At 44.1% G+C, this 17,893-nt stretch carries 13 protein-coding genes; 8 read left to right on the top strand and 5 right to left on the bottom strand.

The annotated features are described in order from the left end of the window. Window position 1: 1 nt before the first annotated feature. The gene (locus C1N53_RS19515; protein WP_240773288.1) at window positions 2-406 is read right to left on the bottom strand and encodes a hypothetical protein; all 405 of its coding nucleotides are present in this window, start codon (window positions 404-406) and stop codon (window positions 2-4) included. A 202-nt stretch (window positions 407-608) separates the two neighbouring features. Beyond that, complete coding sequence (gene upp / locus C1N53_RS19510; protein WP_137760914.1) at window positions 609-1,265, bottom strand: uracil phosphoribosyltransferase; 657 nt, start codon at window positions 1,263-1,265, stop codon at window positions 609-611. Between the two features lie 222 nt (window positions 1,266-1,487). Here upp and C1N53_RS19505 point away from each other — a divergent pair, with 222 nt between their 5' ends. The 8 genes from C1N53_RS19505 to C1N53_RS19470 all read left to right on the top strand — a co-directional run bounded on the left by C1N53_RS19505 (window position 1,488) and on the right by C1N53_RS19470 (window position 10,745). Continuing rightward, complete coding sequence (locus C1N53_RS19505) at window positions 1,488-3,167, top strand: hypothetical protein (protein WP_137760913.1); 1,680 nt, start codon at window positions 1,488-1,490, stop codon at window positions 3,165-3,167. Between the two features lie 291 nt (window positions 3,168-3,458). Continuing rightward, a complete protein-coding gene (locus tag C1N53_RS19500; RefSeq protein WP_137760912.1) occupies window positions 3,459-5,297 on the top strand; it encodes an ABC transporter ATP-binding protein in 1,839 nt (612 codons plus the stop codon). A gap of 213 nt (window positions 5,298-5,510) precedes the next feature. Further along, window positions 5,511-5,849, top strand: coding sequence for a hypothetical protein (locus C1N53_RS19495; RefSeq protein ID WP_137760911.1), 339 nt, complete (start codon window positions 5,511-5,513; stop codon window positions 5,847-5,849). A gap of 6 nt (window positions 5,850-5,855) precedes the next feature. Then, window positions 5,856-6,443 (top strand): D-sedoheptulose 7-phosphate isomerase, encoded by a 588-nt coding sequence (gene lpcA / locus C1N53_RS19490; protein ID WP_137760910.1) that lies wholly within the window; start codon window positions 5,856-5,858, stop codon window positions 6,441-6,443. A 143-nt stretch (window positions 6,444-6,586) separates the two neighbouring features. Further along, window positions 6,587-8,125, top strand: a complete 1,539-nt coding sequence (locus tag C1N53_RS19485) for a YifB family Mg chelatase-like AAA ATPase (RefSeq protein WP_137760909.1) — start codon at window positions 6,587-6,589, stop codon at window positions 8,123-8,125. A gap of 247 nt (window positions 8,126-8,372) precedes the next feature. After that, window positions 8,373-8,942 (top strand): porin family protein, encoded by a 570-nt coding sequence (locus tag C1N53_RS19480; RefSeq protein ID WP_240773287.1) that lies wholly within the window; start codon window positions 8,373-8,375, stop codon window positions 8,940-8,942. Window positions 8,943-9,263: 321 nt separating this feature from the next. After that, window positions 9,264-9,923 (top strand): porin family protein, encoded by a 660-nt coding sequence (locus C1N53_RS19475; protein ID WP_137760908.1) that lies wholly within the window; start codon window positions 9,264-9,266, stop codon window positions 9,921-9,923. Window positions 9,924-10,088: 165 nt separating this feature from the next. After that, window positions 10,089-10,745: a porin family protein gene (locus C1N53_RS19470; protein WP_137760907.1), complete on the top strand. Its 657-nt coding sequence runs from the start codon at window positions 10,089-10,091 to the stop codon at window positions 10,743-10,745. Between the two features lie 56 nt (window positions 10,746-10,801). On the opposite strand, the gene C1N53_RS19465 is transcribed toward C1N53_RS19470, so the two are convergent. The 3 genes from C1N53_RS19465 to C1N53_RS19455 form a co-directional block, all read right to left on the bottom strand. Next, complete coding sequence (locus tag C1N53_RS19465) at window positions 10,802-12,163, bottom strand: dipeptidase (protein WP_137760906.1); 1,362 nt, start codon at window positions 12,161-12,163, stop codon at window positions 10,802-10,804. 100 nt (window positions 12,164-12,263) lie between these two features. Next, on the bottom strand, window positions 12,264-12,908 hold the full coding sequence (plsY, locus tag C1N53_RS19460; RefSeq protein WP_137760905.1) for a glycerol-3-phosphate 1-O-acyltransferase PlsY: 645 nt from the start codon (window positions 12,906-12,908) through the stop codon (window positions 12,264-12,266). Window positions 12,909-13,079: 171 nt separating this feature from the next. After that, window positions 13,080-17,870, bottom strand: coding sequence for a hypothetical protein (locus C1N53_RS19455; protein ID WP_137760904.1), 4,791 nt, complete (start codon window positions 17,868-17,870; stop codon window positions 13,080-13,082). Window positions 17,871-17,893: the final 23 nt, after the last annotated feature.

Here is a 17,893-nt window from a genome sequence, read left to right as displayed (position 1 = left end):
ATTAAAAAATACCCTCTGCTAAATGCTTAAATTCAAAAGCCATGTAGGTTAAAACAAACCCCCAGAACACGGCACTCCAAAGCATATGCAGGATGATGCGCTTTTTAGGCACGCCCAACACAGCAGCTATAACGGTTCCAAAAATTGGGGTTAGCAGCAAAGGAGTTAAGAATGCGATTCCTGGTATTCCAAAGCTACTCCATACCTTTACTACCATTCTGTTTTTCTTACTGAATACAGGCTTCTTTTTCTCGGTTCGGTACTTGGAATACCACCTGAAAAAGGCCCTGCCAACAAAGCTGAACACCACCACGCTCGACATCATACCCGCTATAGTCAGCAATGCTGTTTCCAGATAAGACAACCCAAAAGAGATTCCTGCCAAAGGCCCTCCGAAAAATTTCACTGTACTTAACAAGTACACTGATAAATATTTAAACAACTCTTCCAACCTGCTTATCCTTAAAATTGTATTTTAATCTAAACGACCTTGTTAATCAATATCTTATACGTCAATGTAAGTATTTTTTATATCATTTTTCTAACAAGAATTATTGCCTGCAAAGTAAAATACGGTAATTGCTGAGGATGATAACAGGTAATGCTTTCTATACCTTGGTGCCAAAGGCCAGATCACCGGCATCTCCCAGGCCAGGCACAATATAAAACTGCTCATTTAAACGCTCGTCCATTGCTCCTAGCCACACATTTGCCTCCGGAATTTCCTGTTGCAGAAAATTTACTCCTTCGGGAGAGGCAATGGCTGCCGCCACATGTACCTGCTTTGGTTTACCGTGGCGCAACATCCCCTGGTAAGACTTTACCAGCGACCTGCCTGTCGCCAGCATGGGATCAGCCAGGATCAGAATCTTGTCATGCAGATTCGTAGAAGCCAGGTACTCCATATTAATCTGTAGTTCACTATGCGCCTCCTCCACACGGTAAGCTCCTACAAAGGTACTGAAAGCCTTATCAAAGTAATTCAGCATACCCTGGTAAAGCGGCAAACCTGCTCTTAGAACGGTAGCCAGCACAGGTTGTTCAGCCAGAAGCATAGTTTGTGTCTGAGCCAGGGGAGTAGTAACGCCGGCAACCGTGTAAGGTAGAGTCTTAGAGATTTCGTAGGCCAGCAACTCACCCAGCCTTTCCAGGTTACGACGAAAACGCATACTGTCACTCTGTACCGTAACATCGCGCAGCTCAGCCACAAAATGATTCGCAAGTGATGGTGTTTCAGTTAAAATACGGAGAATTCCTTTTTCCATGGGTGATACCAGAGTATTAGTTTACGCTTTAAAGATACAGTGCTGCTTCAAAGTTACCATAGAATTTTACGACTATCAGCACTCTAGTTGTTTTATAGGCTGCCATGATACTCTCTGGCAACTAAGGTATAAATTAAATACCTGATATGGAGTATAATAAAGACAAACCTGTAAATTTGCCGCAAATATGCAATACCATTTAGTCTAGTTTAATTCCCACTCATGAAGCATTTTTTTGCTACTATTCTCTTTTCACTTTCTCTAGTATCTTCAGTTGTTCAGGCACAGGATGTATATATGCCTTACAACCAGGACACCTATCATCTGATTGACCGTTACCAGATTAAATACGGAAACCAGGTACCACAACTGCATACCAACGTAAAGCCCTTTGGCAGAAGAGATGTGGCTGCATTGGCAGAAACCGTTGCCCCTCACGCCCAGCATGCAGTGGACCAGTTCAACACCCAATACCTGCTCAATGATAACTGGAATTATACTGCATTGGACAGCAACGAAAGCAAAAAGCCAATACTAAACTACTTTTACCGCAACAAAACCGACTTGTACCACTATGAGAACAAAGATTTTTCTGTTAGAGTAAATCCGGTTTTTCATGGAGAGCTTGGCCTGGACAACCAGATACCAGACTACTTTCAGTTCACCAATACCCGCGGTATACAACTAGAAGGCTCTCTTGATGGTAGGTTTGGTTTCTATACATTTATAGGTGAAAACCAGGTCCGCTACCCGGCTTATGTCGTAGATCGCATCAACCGCGATGGCGTAGTGCCGCACGAGGGCTACTGGAAATACTTTAAAGGAGACCAAGGGTACGATTTTATTACAGCGCGTGCTTACCTAAACTATTCTCTATCGAAGCATGTGGAAATTCAACTGGGCCACGACCGCCACTTTATAGGCGATGGCTACCGCTCACTGGTTTATTCTGATTATGCGCCACCTGCCTTTTTCCTGAAACTGAATACACGTGTCTGGAAACTTCACTACATGAATCTCTTCCAGGAATTAACCGCAGATTACGAGCGCGGCGGAGATGACCTGCTGCTTCCTAAAAAGTACATGGCCTTTCACAGGCTGGGCATAAATATTACCAACAACTTTAATTTAGGTTTGTTCGAGTCTATTATCCTTTCCAGGGAGAAAGGCCGCTTTGAGCTACAGTACCTGAACCCAATTATTTTTTACAGGAGCATTGAGCAAATGCTGGGTAGCCAGGATAACGCGATGCTGGGTGCCGACTTCCGCTGGAACATCAGAAACAGGGTACAGGTATATGGGCAACTGATGCTGGATGAGTTTCTGCTTAGAGAAATAAAAGCGATGAATGGCTGGTGGGCCAATAAACAAGCCGGTCAGGTAGGTGTAAAATATATAGACGCCCTTGGTATACCTAACCTGGATTTACAGGGCGAGGTTAACATTATAAGGCCTTACACATACCAACACATAGATCAGTATACCAATTATCAGCACTACAGGCAATCGCTGGCACACCCCAATGGCGCTAACCTATACGAGTTCATAGGTATCGTTCGGTACCAGCCTATGCCCCGTCTTAGCCTGGTTGGCAAGGCCATCGCAACGCAATTCGGGCAGGATCTTGTTACGGCCACCGATACCATCAACTGGGGGAACAACGTTAATTTGTCTTACGGTTTAAGGCCATCAACTTATGGGCATAGCATTGCACAAGGTATCTCTACCAGCCAGCTACACCTGGATGTAACTGCTACTTATCAGTTCAGGCATAACGTGTTTATGGATCTGAAGGGAATTATCCGGAATACAAATGCTACTGAAAGCAGCTTAAGCAGGAATTCTAATATAGTTTCGCTTGCTTTCAGATGGAACATTCCACAGCGTTTGAATGAGTTCTAAGATTCGGAAGTACCATAAAATCCTTTTTCAGTTAAAGAGGCAGAACCTTATGATACTCCCTTTCTTTTGTTACAGGCAGCACCAGTAAGCGGTTGGTAATAATTTATATTCTTTACCTACGTTAATTTCCCAAAGCTCCTGCATTATTAAGTATCTTTGCACCGCTATTTCCTGCCACATGGCCAGGTATGGCTTTAACTAATAAAATAAAAACAGAGGGAGGGTCCTTTGTTTTTGTCTGCCTATACTTTAAGCAGTAAATAACAGGCAGAGCAGTATTTAATTTTATACATGAAGACTTATTTCCGCATACTACAGTTTGCAAGACCTTATAGTCGTTTTGTGCCGCTGTACAGTATATACACCATTCTGGGCATCATATTCGGCCTCCTTAACTTCACCTTACTTATACCCTTACTGGGCGTATTGTTCGGAACAGTGGGAGCCGATGAGGCAGCCTCCATGTCAACTGCAAAGCCCGAGTTCTCGCTTTCAGTTGATTTCTTTAAAAACTACTTTAACTATCATTTCGGACAGATAATTTTAAATGAGGGCAGACAAGGAGCCCTGTTATTTGTCTGCTTAATTATTGTAGTTTCTGTATTCCTGGCAAACCTCTTCCGCTACCTGGCTTCACGGGTAGTCGGTAATATGCGGGCTCATGTTGTTCAAAAAATAAGACATGCAGTTTACCAGCGCATTACGGAGCTCCAACTGGGCTATTTCAGCAATGAGCGCAAAGGAGATCTTATGACACGCCTGACAGTAGATGTAGGTGAAGTAGAAGGCTCTGTTGTAAATACCCTTACTGTAGTTGTGCGGGAGCCGATCTCCATTATTGCCTTTTTTGTGATTCTTTTTACCATGTCGGTAAAACTTACGCTTTTTACCTTAATCCTGCTGCCCCTGTCTGGTCTGCTGATCGCCGGTATCTCTAAAAGGTTAAAGAGGGAGGCACAGGAAGGGCAGGAATCGCTGAGTTTTATCCTGACTATCATTGATGAAACGTTAAGCGGTATCAGGGTAATTAAAGCCTTTAATGCAGAACCTTACGTGCTGGACAAGTTCCACCAACAGAACAGCCTCTATGCCCGCATCCAACGCTCTATTACTTATAAAAGGGATCTGGCATCTCCTTTCTCTGAGTTTATGGGTGTAACGGTAGTGGCGGGTTTACTATACTTTGGCGGCACACTGGTATTAAACCAACAATCTGACCTGGCTCCTGAAGAATTCATTGCCTTTATTATACTCTTTTCGCAGGTAATGACGCCGGCCAAAGCCATGTCTGCTTCCTTCAGCAATATTCAGCGTGGCCTGGTATCGGGTGATCGGATACTTAAAATTTTAGATACACCACCGGCTATAGTAAATAAACCTGATGCCAAAGAACTCCCTGCATTCGAGGAGAAAATCGAGTTTCAAAATGTTTCTTTTGGCTACGGAGACAGAACAGTACTTAAAAACATCAACCTGGAAATAGGAAAGGGTAAAACAGTAGCATTGGTTGGCCCTTCAGGTGGCGGCAAATCTACTTTAGCGGATCTCGTGCCCCGCTTCTACGATCCGACAGGAGGCGCCATCCTGATCGACGGCCACGATATTCGCGACTATACTATGGAATCGGTGCGTGATAAAATGGGCATTGTAACACAGGAATCCATTTTATTTAACGATACTATCTTTAACAATATCGCCTTTAATAAAACCAACGCGACTGAGGAGGAAGTGATAGCCGCCGCAAAAATTGCCAATGCCCATGAGTTCATTATCCAAACACCAAACGGATATCAGACCACTATAGGCGACAGAGGAAGCAGGCTTTCCGGAGGGCAACGCCAACGTTTAAGTATTGCAAGAGCAATTCTGAAGAATCCTCCTATACTTATTCTGGATGAGGCAACTTCTGCCCTGGACACAGAATCGGAAAAACTTGTTCAGGATGCACTTACTAACCTGATGAAACACCGCACCTCTATTGTTATTGCACACCGGTTAAGCACGATACAGCACGCTGATGAGATTGTGGTGTTACAGCAGGGAGAAATTGTAGAACGCGGAACACACGAAGAACTGCTACAGAGAAGCGGGCTTTATGCTAAGCTTACGCAGATGCAATTAACGGCGTAAAGAGCCAGGGGATGCCGTGGCAGAGTAGCTTAACTAAAACACACTGCTAATTAACAGCCTTTACCTTTTGCAGGGGCTTTATACACAGTGCACAATTAATTTTAAATTCTAACTTGTATCCGCCAAAAATAATAGGCAGGACTTCGGAATAATCATATTATTTTTTTAGATTTATCCGAATCCGGAATAACAAACAAACCCTATTATTCAAAAATGAAATTTCTAAGAACATTTTTAAATCTGGTGGTATGGAGTTATGTTATATTCTCTGCCCTCTTATTATCTACCTTGTTAAATGAAAACACAACTTTTTCCATTTCCAATGAAGAACAAACAATCTTATTATACAAGATTATAGCTGGTGCCGGAGCTGCGCTACTAATTGCCAAATTGCTGGTGAATTATTTGTATGTGACATCACTCAAGCACGAGCAACACTTGCAACAACTAAAAATTAACGAGCTTAAAGCGGATTTGTATGATTCGCGCCAGGAGTTCCGAAACAATAACTATAAGTTTGCCAGAGCCGAAGAAGCCGAAGCAAGCTTTTAAGAAAGCATGATTTCTACCATTCTCGCTGAACTTGTACAGGCACAGCAAACGCTGGCTGCTTTTATTTCCGATACCAATAATTTAACAGCTGTAGAACAGGCTGCCTTTGCCATGGCAAAGGCAGTAAGAGAAGGCGGCAAAATATTATCTTGTGGCAATGGCGGCTCTATGTGCGATGCCATGCACTTTGCTGAAGAACTGACTGGTCGTTACCGGCAGAACCGCAAAGCCATTCCGGCTATTGCTATATCTGATGCCAGCCACATTAGCTGTGTAAGCAACGATTATGGCTACGACCATATTTTCTCCCGCTACATAGAAGCCCTTGGTAATACCGGTGATGTTTTACTTGCCATAAGCACCAGCGGCAACTCTGCCAATGTGCTGAAAGCTGCTGAAGCAGCCCGTGAAAAAGGCATGAAAGTGGTTGGGTTAACAGGCAAAGACGGTGGAAAGCTGGCTTCGCTCTGCGATGTTGAGATCCGTGTATCGCACCAGGGTTTCGCAGATCGCATTCAGGAAGTTCATATTAAGGTAATCCATATCCTGATTCTGCTGATAGAACAGCAGTTGGAGAAGCAAACATTCATCTAGACCTACTCCATTCGCGGTGCTAAACACCATGTTCAGAAGAGGGCTAAGAAGATAATCTCTACATTACTGCAGCTTCAAACCTATAGAGTAGAACTTTGTAGCGTCTTAGTGTGTTCCCGCACGTAAACCCCATAAGTAAACACATGTTGATTAAATCGTATGGTAGCGCCGTGCAAGGCGTTAATGCTTATACCATAACTGTAGAAGTAAACGTAAGCGCAGGTACAAAATATTTCCTGGTAGGTTTACCTGATAATGCCATTAAGGAAGGAGAACAGCGCATCGAGTCTGCCTTGAAACAGTACGGCTTTAAAGTTCCACGCCAAAAGGTAGTTATAAACATGGCTCCTGCCGATATTCGCAAAGAAGGGGCCGCCTACGATTTAACTATTGCCATGGGCATACTGGCAGCATCAGGTCAGATGGCTGCCGATAACCTAAAAAACTATATTATTATGGGAGAGCTGTCGCTCGATGGCTCTTTACGCCCTATAAAAGGTGTACTTCCTATTGCTATTCAGGCACGCAAAGAAGGCTATAAAGGCTTTATACTTCCGGCACAGAATGCACGCGAGGCAGGCATCGTGAACAACCTGGATGTTATAGGTGTGGAAAGCATAAAAGATGCCATAGATTTTCTGGATGGCAAAGTAGATATAAAGCCCCTGGTTGTAAACACTCGCGATATTTTTGAAGAAACGGTAGACCAGTACGCAGCCGATTTTGCCGATGTACAGGGCCAGGAAAACATCAAGAGAGCATTAGAGATTGCAGCTGCCGGAGGACATAATGTGATTATGATCGGACCTCCCGGAGCTGGTAAAACGATGCTGGCTAAGCGCCTGCCTTCCATTCTGCCACCTCTTTCGCTGCACGAAGCCTTAGAAACCACAAAAATACACTCGGTAGCCGGCAAGCTAGGAGAGGCGGCTTCGCTTTTCTCTACAAGGCCTTACCGCTCGCCCCATCACACCATTTCAGATGTAGCCCTAGTGGGTGGCGGCGGCATACCACAACCCGGCGAAATTTCATTAGCGCATAATGGCGTTCTGTTTCTCGACGAACTGCCCGAGTTTAAACGTACCGTACTGGAGGTAATGCGGCAGCCACTGGAAGAGCGGCGGGTAACTATATCCAGGGCTAAAACAACGATCGATTTTCCTGCTAACTTTATGTTGGTGGCTAGCATGAACCCGTGCCCGTGCGGATTTTACAATCACCCCGAGAAGGAATGCGTGTGCGGCCCAGGCATTGTGCAGCGTTACCTGAACAAAGTAAGCGGCCCCTTATTAGACAGGATTGACCTGCATGTAGAGGTAACTCCTGTTACTTTCGATGAAATGACAGCAACCCGTAAAGCCGAAGACAGTCGCACCATACGTGAGCGGGTAGTGCGTGCACGGGATCTACAGGTGCAACGCTTCAAAGAAATCAACTACATTCATTCCAACGCCATGATGCCATCGCAGATGGTAAAAGATATCTGCCAGATTAACGAGGCAGGCAGAGCACTTTTGAAAACAGCAATGGAACGTTTAGGTTTATCTGCACGAGCCTATGATCGTATCTTGAAAGTAAGCAGAACAATTGCAGATCTGGCCGACAGCCCGGAAATAAAAATTGAACATTTAGCAGAAGCCATTCAATACAGAAGCCTGGACCGCGAAGGGTGGGCCAGCTAAAATCTATATAGGTATAAAAACCTGAAAATAGGCAGCTTATAGAAGCAGCAGCTGTTTTAGCTGCTGCTTCTGCATTTTCATATATAGTAATTCCTGCTAATTTACCGGAGCCACAACAGGCATAAAAGATTGCCTAATTTTATACTTTTCTTAAAATACTGCGTAATAGGCATACATCAGGCAGTGTAAAAGAAACACCCGAAGGCCTGATATATGTAAAATTTTAAACAAGCTACTTATTACTACTATGAAAAAGTGTTTTTTATTATTAATGTTTGCTCTACTAGCAGGAGTTGCCACAGAGGCACAAGCTCAGGTAGGTGTTCGATTAGGAGCTAACTATACAGGCTTTTCAGGTTCCAATTCAAATGATTTAAGCAGAGCATGGGGCTACCATGGCGGTTTGTTTTACAGCATTCCTGTTGTGGAAGACTTCTTTGCTGTTCAGCCGGAAGTGTTGTATTCCAGAAAAGGGGCATCAGTAGGACCTCAAGATTATAGAATCCCTTACATCGATATTCCTGTACTTGCTAAAATAAACGCAGGTCCGCTTTACTTTGAAGCAGGCCCTCAGGCATCTTTCAGAGTTGGTGGTGTTATAACCACAGACGGTGCTCCGGATATTACTATAGACACAGATAGAATCCAACGTACTACTATAGGTTATGCTGCTGGTATAGGCTTTAATGCAACACAGGCCGTTAACATAGGCGTACGCTATAATGGCTACTTTACCGACGATGTAACTGATAACAGCGCCAACTTCAGACAAAACATATTCATGTTTACCTTGGGCTTTATGTTCTCAGGCAGATAAGAATTAACAACACATTAGTACAAGATAAAACTAATTTTCGAAAACCCGGCCTTTTGGTCGGGTTTTTGTATGTGTGCCAAACTATATAGAAAGCTTCTATACATACTTTGCTAATATAACAGAATGTTAACCGAACATTTGCATGTAGTTTGAAGGAAAAAGCCTGTTTACACGTATAATATGTTGTAAAAACACATACTTAATATTCTAACAACAAGAGCATAAAAATACCACAAGCATCTCTTTCAGCTTTTCATGCAAAACTCATGTAAACACGCTTATATAGCAGGTATAAAACCCTTAAATTTTAAATTAAAAGTTATGAAAAAGTTATTGCTATTCATTTTTGTTGTTGCGGCTGCTTATACCGCACAAGCTCAGTCAACTTTTGGCATCAGGGGCGGAGCCAACTTGTCTAATCTGTCAGGCGATCTGCGCGACGAAAGCCAGTTTAACAATAAGGCAGGCTTTCATGCCGGTATCACTATGAACTTTGGCATCATAAGCGACTTTTTATCGATACAGCCAGAAGTTCTTTATTCAAACAAAGGTTTTAAACTGGCAGACGAAGAGTATACTGATATTTTGCTGGGCAATGTTAGACGCACAGGTAAAGTGAACTACAACTATTTAGATGTACCTGTTTTAGCTAAAATCAAGGCAGGCCCATTATACTTCGAGGCCGGACCTCAGGCATCATACCTGATCAATGTTAATAACAAATCCCAAACTTTTATTAACGGGCAGGAACGCAGCAGCACTACTTCAGAAAGAAGCACAGACGACTTAAATAAATTTGAACTTGGCTACGCTGCAGGATTAGGCCTGGGAGCTAATGGTATGAGCATTGGTGTACGCTATAGCGGTAGCTTCAGCGATTTTGCCAGCGACGCTCCGTCAGATTATTTTGGTGGTGAACTTAAAAACGCACGTCATTCTGTCTTTATGCTGACATTGGGTTTTACCCTCCCTTCCAGATAAAACGACCTTAGTTTCGGTTTAAAAGAAAAGCCAGCTCCGGATTAGCCAGGGCTGGCTTTTCTTTTAAAGCTTAAATATTTCAACAATTTTATGCTTGTTCTAGTAAAAGTTAAGAAACAGGATGTTGCAGCTTGCCTGACCACCAGCCCTAACTCTTAACTAACTATGAAAAAGGAAATTTTACTTTTACTGATACTTTTATCTGCCACCGCCTCTTCGTATGCTCAGTATTCACGCTTTGGGGCTAAGGTAGGTGGAGGTTATACAACTATTACCGGAAGTGATGTGTCTTCCGCTTCCATCGATAACAAGGCTGGTTTACATGCCGGCATTATTTACAACTTCGATTTTGTCTCTTCCCTCTCCTTTCAGTCAGAGCTACTCTACAGCCGGAAAGGCTTTATCTACAACAACCAGCTTGTAGGCCAGAACGAGATGTATGCCGGAGATGTAAACTTCAATTACCTGGAGCTTCCGCTACTGATTAGGGTACAACGATTTGGTCTTTTCCTGGAAGCAGGTCCGTACCTGGGGTATTTGCTGCATGCAGGTAGCGATGTAAACAGAGTTAGCCTTAACAGCACAGGAGGTACAGAACCTACCGTAATAGGCAGGCAAGACTTTTCAACAGCCGATTTCAAAAGGTTTGACTATGGTTATGCTGTAGGTGCCGGTTTTATCATGGATAATGGCTTCTTTATATCCATCCGCAATACCGGCGGCCTCCGTTCTATTTCTACGCAGGATGCGGCACAGCGCAATATGGCATGGCAACTATCCTTAGGTTTTCTTATGCCTGTTTTCCAACCTGCTGGTTTATAAATAAAAAGGAGGAGCCATGTATTCACAACTCCTCCTTTTTAACTGTAAAGGCGAGGCTACCTGCTCATTTCGGTAAAGTGCTGGTAAAACAGCGGAATGGTTTCTATTCCTTTCATAAAGTTAAACAGGCCAAAGCTTTCGTTTGGCGAGTGAATTGCATCTGAATCTAACCCAAAGCCCATTAGCACTGAGTCAAGCCCTAGCTCCGACTTAAACATTGCTACAATCGGAATAGACCCACCGCTACGTACCGGAACCGGTTTTACGCCAAAAGTTGCTTCGTAAGCTTTGGCAGCAGCCTGGTAAGCAACAGAGTTAGTGGGTGTTACAACAGGCTCTCCTCCATGGTGAGGTTTTACCACTACTTTTACACTGGCAGGTGCAATATTCTCAAAATGCTTCTGGAACTTTGCTGTAATTTCATCTGCCGTTTGGTTTGGTACCAGGCGCATCGAGATTTTGGCATAGGCTTTTGATGCAATAACCGTTTTGGCACCCTCACCTGTATAACCGCCCCAGATACCATTCACATCCAGTGTAGGCCTGATAGAAGTACGCTCCATGGTAGAGTAACCTGCTTCACCGTGCACATCACCTAAATCCAGCGCTTGTTTATACTTCTGCAAGTTAAAGGGTGCGCGGGCCATTTCTTCGCGTTCTTCGCTGCTTAGCTCCTGCACATTGTCGTAAAAACCAGGAATGGTAATGTGGTTGTTCTCATCATGCAAAGAAGCAATCATTTGGCACAGGATATTAATAGGGTTAGCCACTGCACCACCGTACATACCTGAATGCAGATCGCGGTTAGGTCCTGTCACTTCTACTTCTACATAGCTTAACCCACGTAAACCCGTTGTGATGGATGGTGTTTCGTTGCCCAGCATACTTGTATCTGAAATAACTATTACATCGCCTTTCAGCCTTTCTTTGTTTTCTTTTACGAAAGTGCCAAGGTTAACTGAGCCAATCTCCTCCTCCCCTTCAATCATAAACCTAACATTACAGGGCAGGCTGTTGTTGCGCATCATCACTTCAAATGCTTTTATATGCATATACATCTGGCCTTTGTCGTCGCAGGCACCACGCGCATATATTTTGCCGTCTTTCACAACAGGCTCAAAAGGTGGCGAGGCCCAGAGTTCATACGGATCGGCAGGTTGCACATCGTAGTGCCCATACACCAGCACAGTAGGCAAAGCAGGGTCTATTATTTTCTCGCCATAGACAACCGGATAGCCGGCTGTTTCACATAGTTCTACTTGGTCGGCTCCTGCTTCTTCCAGTTTCTGTTTTACAAATTCTGCCGTACGTATTACATCCTGCTTAAACTTGGCATCGGCACTTACCGAAGGAATGCGCAACATGTCCAGCAGTTCATCTACAAAGCGATTCTGGTTTTCGGAGATATATTGGTTCATAAACAGCGTAATTAGTTTGCATAAAGGTACAAAAAAAGCCACCCTCTTCTGCAAGGGTGGCTTTATAAAGGAGTTGTTACTCCTGCAAATCGTTTTATAACTACTTCTTCCGGCCTAATTTAATGTTGGCTTTACTTTCTTCGCCCTGCAGCAGGCGATTAATATTTTTGCGGTGTGTAAGCACTACAACAGCAAAAAGTATAAACCCAAACACAATCAAGATAGGGCTCTCAGGGCTGAAGCGTGGCAACAACAACAGAATCGGGAAAGCCAGCGCTGCTATCATAGAGCCTAAGGAAACATATTTGGAAGTAAGCAGCACAATTACAAAAATGATGATACACATTAAAGCCACTTCTGTTTGAATGGCCAGCATCATTCCCAATAAAGTAGCTACTCCCTTACCTCCTACAAAGCGCTCATAGATCGGGAAAATATGACCTACAACCGATAAAGCTCCCAGTATCAGCTGAAATATAATCAGATTGCCAGGCTCTATCAGATCGAAAATAATCAGGAAACCCGCTAACGATGTGGCTGTCCATCCTTTAAAAATATCGATCAACATAACGATAGTGCCTGGCTTCTTACCCAGCACCCGGAAAGTATTGGTAGCGCCTGAGTTCCCGCTACCATGCTGGCGTATATCAATCCCATAGTACGCCTTCCCAAGCCAGACAGCTGTTGGGATAGAGCCTATCAGATAAGCAGCAACACAAAGTATAGCAATAATCAGTAATTCCATGTACAAAAGCAGTATCTCTTTAAGCTTGTGGCAAGCTGTTGATGCTTCGCCAAGCTACAAATTTATATAACAAAACAAGTCCAAATATAGCAAGAAGTTAATTTAAATTCTAAAACTATACATCTTTCCTTATATACGTACTAATATTTACTACTGGTTATACGAATCGCTTTACTCCTCTATTCCGAAGGGATCTCCCTTTTTCTTCTTTTTCTTGTCTTTTTGATCTTTTGGGTCGTCTGCACCTGCATCTAAGGGAGCAGCATCATAACTGGGCTGATCAGTTGCTGCCTTAAATCCTTCTTTCCCCTTCAGGTAGCTCTTCTGGAAGTGCTCCATAAACTGGTTCTTCTCAATTGGTTCGCCTGGATACACACCATATTTTGCACCTCGGCTACCCTTTGCCTTGGCTTTCTGCACAGCCTTATTAAACTCAGCATTAGACGATGCCAGCGTAAGCCCGTTTTCGTAATGGCTGACATAATACCAGGTGTAAGGATCGGCCTGAATGTACATGTTTACCACTGGCTCACCGTTAGCATCTTCATAGAGCTCCACATACCCGTCCAGTTGCGCATTTACGTCTTCTTTCAGCATGTTAGAGAGGTGCAGTTTACCAACGCTGTACCAGGCTTTATGCTCGGCAGACCACTGCAGGTTTACCTCACTAAAAACCATACTGCGGGCAAACCTGCCTGAGAACTTAGGCAGTGCAACCGGAGCAACAGCAGCCTCGGCTTTATACTTGCGCGCATCCTTATCGCCAACAAATTCACCCAGCTTAAAGAGCAGTTCTTCGCTTCTGTCTAAAGCTTCTGCCGAACCGCCTGCATTGCCGGCAATACCTTTTGCCATTAATGTAAGTGCCTGTGCAGGAGCCTCCAAATCAAAAGCCATAAAAGCATCCAGGTTATACAGGCTGCTGTCTACGTTGGCTTTGCCACTTCCTGCCACTTCCAGGTTAAAGTGCTTCGTTGGCCTTACCAGATTCATCTTGCCTTCAAAAGTAATTGCTTTTGTTGCCTCATTAAACTTGAGCAGATTACCCTCATAAGCATTTCCGTAAGCACGCTCTTCTCCACCTATCTTAAATTCTTTTAAGTCTTTGTCGTAATTCAGCAGGCCGTTCACCACAAACAGATCCAGGTCTTCTTCATGCTGCTTTTTAGAAACGAATGTGTTGTAGATACTGGAGTAACCGTTAGCTATATGCAGGCCTATGTATAAAGGCGTTCCGCTGGCAGTTTTCGCGTTAATGATCGGAATTCGCGCATCAGCAGGGTTAAAGGTACTCACGTTGTATGGGAACCAGTCTGAAGCACCTTCTCCACCCATAAAGTTGAGTTTAAGATCTCCGGCAAAATCCATGTGTTGTTTGGAGGCATGCATGGTTACCTTACCCCGGTACAACACCCTCGGGAAAATGTAAAAAGGTGTAGCCTCGTTAACATTGGCAGAAGCATAGGTATAAAAGCGAGCCTCTTCTTTCTCTAATTTTTTCTTATACTTCTCATCCTGGTACTCCGGCAAGCCATACATAAAGTCGGAGAACTTTAATTTAAAGGAGTCGGTACCGGCATTATAGTAATCGTGAAGCGCCTCTCCCTTAAAAGCTTTACGGGAAAGCACATTAATGTTACCGGCATACAGCTTGTGGAACTGCTGCAGAGAGTCGGCCATTACGCGGGCATTGCGCAGTGTTTTGATAGTGGCATCGCCAGCTACCACTACCTTACCGCTATCGGGCACAACATAGGTATCAGCAACAGAAATGTAAGGCACACCACCTGCCAAGATAATATTCTCTTTCAGATCATACTCCCCTGTTGCCACTTTAAAGCGCAGCCCGTGCTGCTGTGGGTGCATTGAGTAGAAATAATTGTTTCCGTTCTGGGCATCAGCCTTCAGACTTACCTTCTGCTTGGCAATATCCCAGAAAGCACTTGTCATAGATGTTTTATACTGAGCCTTGGGGAACTCAATACTGGCTACGCCTTTCTGCTCACTGGAAAATTCAACGTTGTTTTTGGAAAGGTCATAGGCAATGGCCACGTCCTGTGCTTTTATAGCGGCCTTACCCTCCACATCTGATTTCACCGTCATCTGGGCGTGGTTGCCGGAAAAGCTTCTTTCCTTAAACTGAAGTGCTGGCGAAACAATGCTGGCTGTCGGGTTGCTCAACTCTCCGCTTCCATACAAGCCTCCAGGTGCCAGTTTTGCAGTACCTTTAAATTTGTATTGCTCTTTGTATACCTGCATCGGCTCCTTTGCCGCCACTATATACATGGTATCCTGCTTCGGCAGCCATGTTAACTCATACGAAGGCACATCCACAACCGGATAGCTGGCACTTCCACCCTCCTTTATAGTAGCCTTTGTGCCAGACTTGGTCGTAACGGCTTCTTTGTAATAGGTAAAATCAGGAGCCTCTAAAGTAGCCGCCAAGTATTTAATCCTACCTTTACTTTGTATACCGCTGGAGCTCATCATAATGGTATCGTATACCATGCCCTTACCGCCATAGGCTGGTAAGCCGTTAGAGGAAGGCTGATAGTAGAAGCCCAGCGTTTTATCTGGCATCAGGGTAAGCTTTGTTTTGATAGGCGGAAAAATCCCCCCTGAGTTAAAGGTTCCGTCAAAGGCAACAGCACTTTTACCTGTACTCAAACTATCCATTTTGAAAGGAGGAATATCGAAGTATACCGTACTATCGTAGGCTCCACCCAACACGCCTGGCTTGCTAAAGGCTACCTGCCCCCCTTGTGGAGCATCAAATTTTGGGTAATCTGAGAATGTTTCTTTGCCGGATTTATTATTCGGTTTGTTGATGTAAAGTTTGCCTGACATTTTGCCCGACCTGCTCGTAAGCACCTGTTCCAACGACAGAGGCTTTGTTGCCAGACGCCGGTTGGTCTGCATCAGGGCAACAGTGTCCAGCTTCTGCATGTCGATCATAAAATCATCGTAATTAAACAGGAACTGAGTACCTCTGAAAGCCAACCGGCCTGCAAACACCTGCCCATTAAATTCTATATCCCGCTTACTCAATACCCTTACAATGCCACTATCAGGCTTGGCATAAACACTAACCGAATCGTTGTTGAAGGTGATCTTATCAACCCCGCGCACAAGCAGTTTGTTGTCGTTGAGGTTAAGAGTGGCATTTTTACCTGATGGGGCAATAGATTTAATTACCAGGTGGTCGTAATCTATTGTTTTGTGGGAAGCTCCCACATAATGCAAAGCTTTGGGCTTTAAAGCTATATGACCTGTTTCGCCATTAAAACTTAAGTAACCATCGTAAGCCAGGTTTTTAGCGGCTTCCTTTATCGCCGCTTCATTAATCTTGCTGGTACTGGCTACCTCAGCTGCGTAAAACTCCATTTTCTTGGTTTTAGCGGCATGAGAAACAATTACCTGCAGCGGATGAAAAGTGGCTACACCTATGAGCTGCTGATAGCGGTTATTAGAATAGTATTGCGTAGACTCCAGCTGCACCGGCACATAAGTGTTGGCACTTACTGTCATAAAGTGTACTTCAGGTGAGCTTAAGTTCCATTGCAGCCGCTCTGCTGTAATTTCCATTTTATGATAGGTGTCGAAAAAAGGCGTTTTTTTATAGCTTCCTTTGTCTTTTGAGAGCACCAGCTCATTCTGCGCTTTAGAGAATCGAAGCTGCATGGCCGGGTGTGTAATAGAATCTTTCTTCTGATAAAGCACAATAGAAGCACGGGAAGCGGTAAAGGTAGAGTCGCTTAAGTTGAAATTGTGAGACTTAGATCTGAATTTACGTTCCCCATTATGCGAAACCACTACTTCAGACAAGCTGCCATCGAGTGGGCGGCTACCAATTCTATCGCCTACCAAAGTAAAACCGCCTCTGTAGCCTATGTTATTACCCAGGTTCTTCATTTTAGCATCGTTGGTAAAAGAAGCAAAGCGAGGATATTCTTTCTGGCCTTTGTTGTTCCGTTTGGTGCTCCTGAACTCAAAGCCTCCTTCAACAGACGCCTCGAGTGTGGCAGGATAGCTTAAGGTAACATCCGGCACTTTAAAAGCAGGTGTCCGGATTTCGAAGCTGTACTTCCTGAAAATTGCAGAAGCAGGCTTACCAATAGCTTCCCATTCGTATGACCCTCCTTCTCCAACAAACAGGTATTGAGCCGGCATCAGCTGTCCGCTAGTTTTCTGCACAGAAGTTGAATCGTATGCAGTTACGATCGTCAGATTTACATTTTCGAGTTTAATAACCGGCCCGTAGACCTTCGGCTGAACCGGAATAAAGCTTTGCTTTATAGCTTCTTTGCGTTTCTGCTCCGCTACCTTCGGATCTATCTTTTTTGCAGGCTTGTCCCCTGGAGTTCCCCAGCCATCATCAATAGATTCTTCCGGTGCTGTTTCATCATCCCAAGAAAAGTTATCCCACTCACTTGCTCCCGTAGCACTATCTTCTGATTTACCGGAAGCATTTCCTGCATGCACAAAGCTAAATGAGCCGCCTGTAGCATACAGTTTATAGTTCTTGCTTTCGAAAAGCTTACCAGTGCTCAGGAACAGGCTGCTGGTGCTCATAAAGCGCTCCAGATTAGTTCCTTTTTCATCCTCCACAACTTTTGCAACCAGCTGCAACAGGTTGTCTAATTCACTTCCAGGCAAGTTGTGTTTGCTAACAGACGCTGTTACTATCTGAAAGTAATAGCCCATGTATGGGTTAACCGGGAGGCGCTTACGCTGTATCAGCTGAGCGATATCAATCACCTGCTTTTGCTGCTTCTGGCTTAATTTGTTGCTGTTCCAAACTGCCTCCAGCTCCGATGCCAGCTTTTCTGCTTCGCTTACTTTGCTGGTCACAAGAAGGGTTTTGGCATCGCCTACAAAGGCAGCCGGCTCATTAGAAAGTTTGTTTTGCCCCTGTGCTGTAAAAAATATCAGGAGGAATAAGAGTGGTAAAAGTGTTTTCATGGTACTTGGTGCTGGTACACAAT

Origin of the sequence: Pontibacter sp. SGAir0037 (assembly GCF_005491705.1) — a bacterium.
Classification (GTDB): Bacteria; Bacteroidota; Bacteroidia; order Cytophagales; family Hymenobacteraceae; genus Pontibacter.
The sequence above is the reverse complement of the archived record's forward strand: the minus strand, read 5'-3'. Positions and strand labels throughout refer to the sequence as shown.

Bases quoted from the DNA above. Each gene is read 5' to 3' on its own strand.
- C1N53_RS19470 (WP_137760907.1), top strand. From the start codon at position 10,089: ATGAAAAAGGAAATTTTACTTTTACTGATACTTTTATCTGCCACCGCC.
- C1N53_RS19455 (WP_137760904.1), bottom strand. From the start codon at position 17,870: ATGAAAACACTTTTACCACTCTTATTCCTCCTGATATTTTTTACAGCA.
- C1N53_RS19480 (WP_240773287.1), top strand. From the start codon at position 8,373: ATGAAAAAGTGTTTTTTATTATTAATGTTTGCTCTACTAGCAGGAGTT.
- C1N53_RS19475 (WP_137760908.1), top strand. From the start codon at position 9,264: ATGAAAAAGTTATTGCTATTCATTTTTGTTGTTGCGGCTGCTTATACC.
- C1N53_RS19485 (WP_137760909.1), top strand. From the start codon at position 6,587: ATGTTGATTAAATCGTATGGTAGCGCCGTGCAAGGCGTTAATGCTTAT.
- C1N53_RS19465 (WP_137760906.1), bottom strand. From the start codon at position 12,163: ATGAACCAATATATCTCCGAAAACCAGAATCGCTTTGTAGATGAACTG.
- C1N53_RS19500 (WP_137760912.1), top strand. From the start codon at position 3,459: ATGAAGACTTATTTCCGCATACTACAGTTTGCAAGACCTTATAGTCGT.
- lpcA (WP_137760910.1), top strand. From the start codon at position 5,856: ATGATTTCTACCATTCTCGCTGAACTTGTACAGGCACAGCAAACGCTG.
- plsY (WP_137760905.1), bottom strand. From the start codon at position 12,908: ATGGAATTACTGATTATTGCTATACTTTGTGTTGCTGCTTATCTGATA.
- C1N53_RS19505 (WP_137760913.1), top strand. From the start codon at position 1,488: ATGAAGCATTTTTTTGCTACTATTCTCTTTTCACTTTCTCTAGTATCT.
- upp (WP_137760914.1), bottom strand. From the start codon at position 1,265: ATGGAAAAAGGAATTCTCCGTATTTTAACTGAAACACCATCACTTGCG.
- C1N53_RS19495 (WP_137760911.1), top strand. From the start codon at position 5,511: ATGAAATTTCTAAGAACATTTTTAAATCTGGTGGTATGGAGTTATGTT.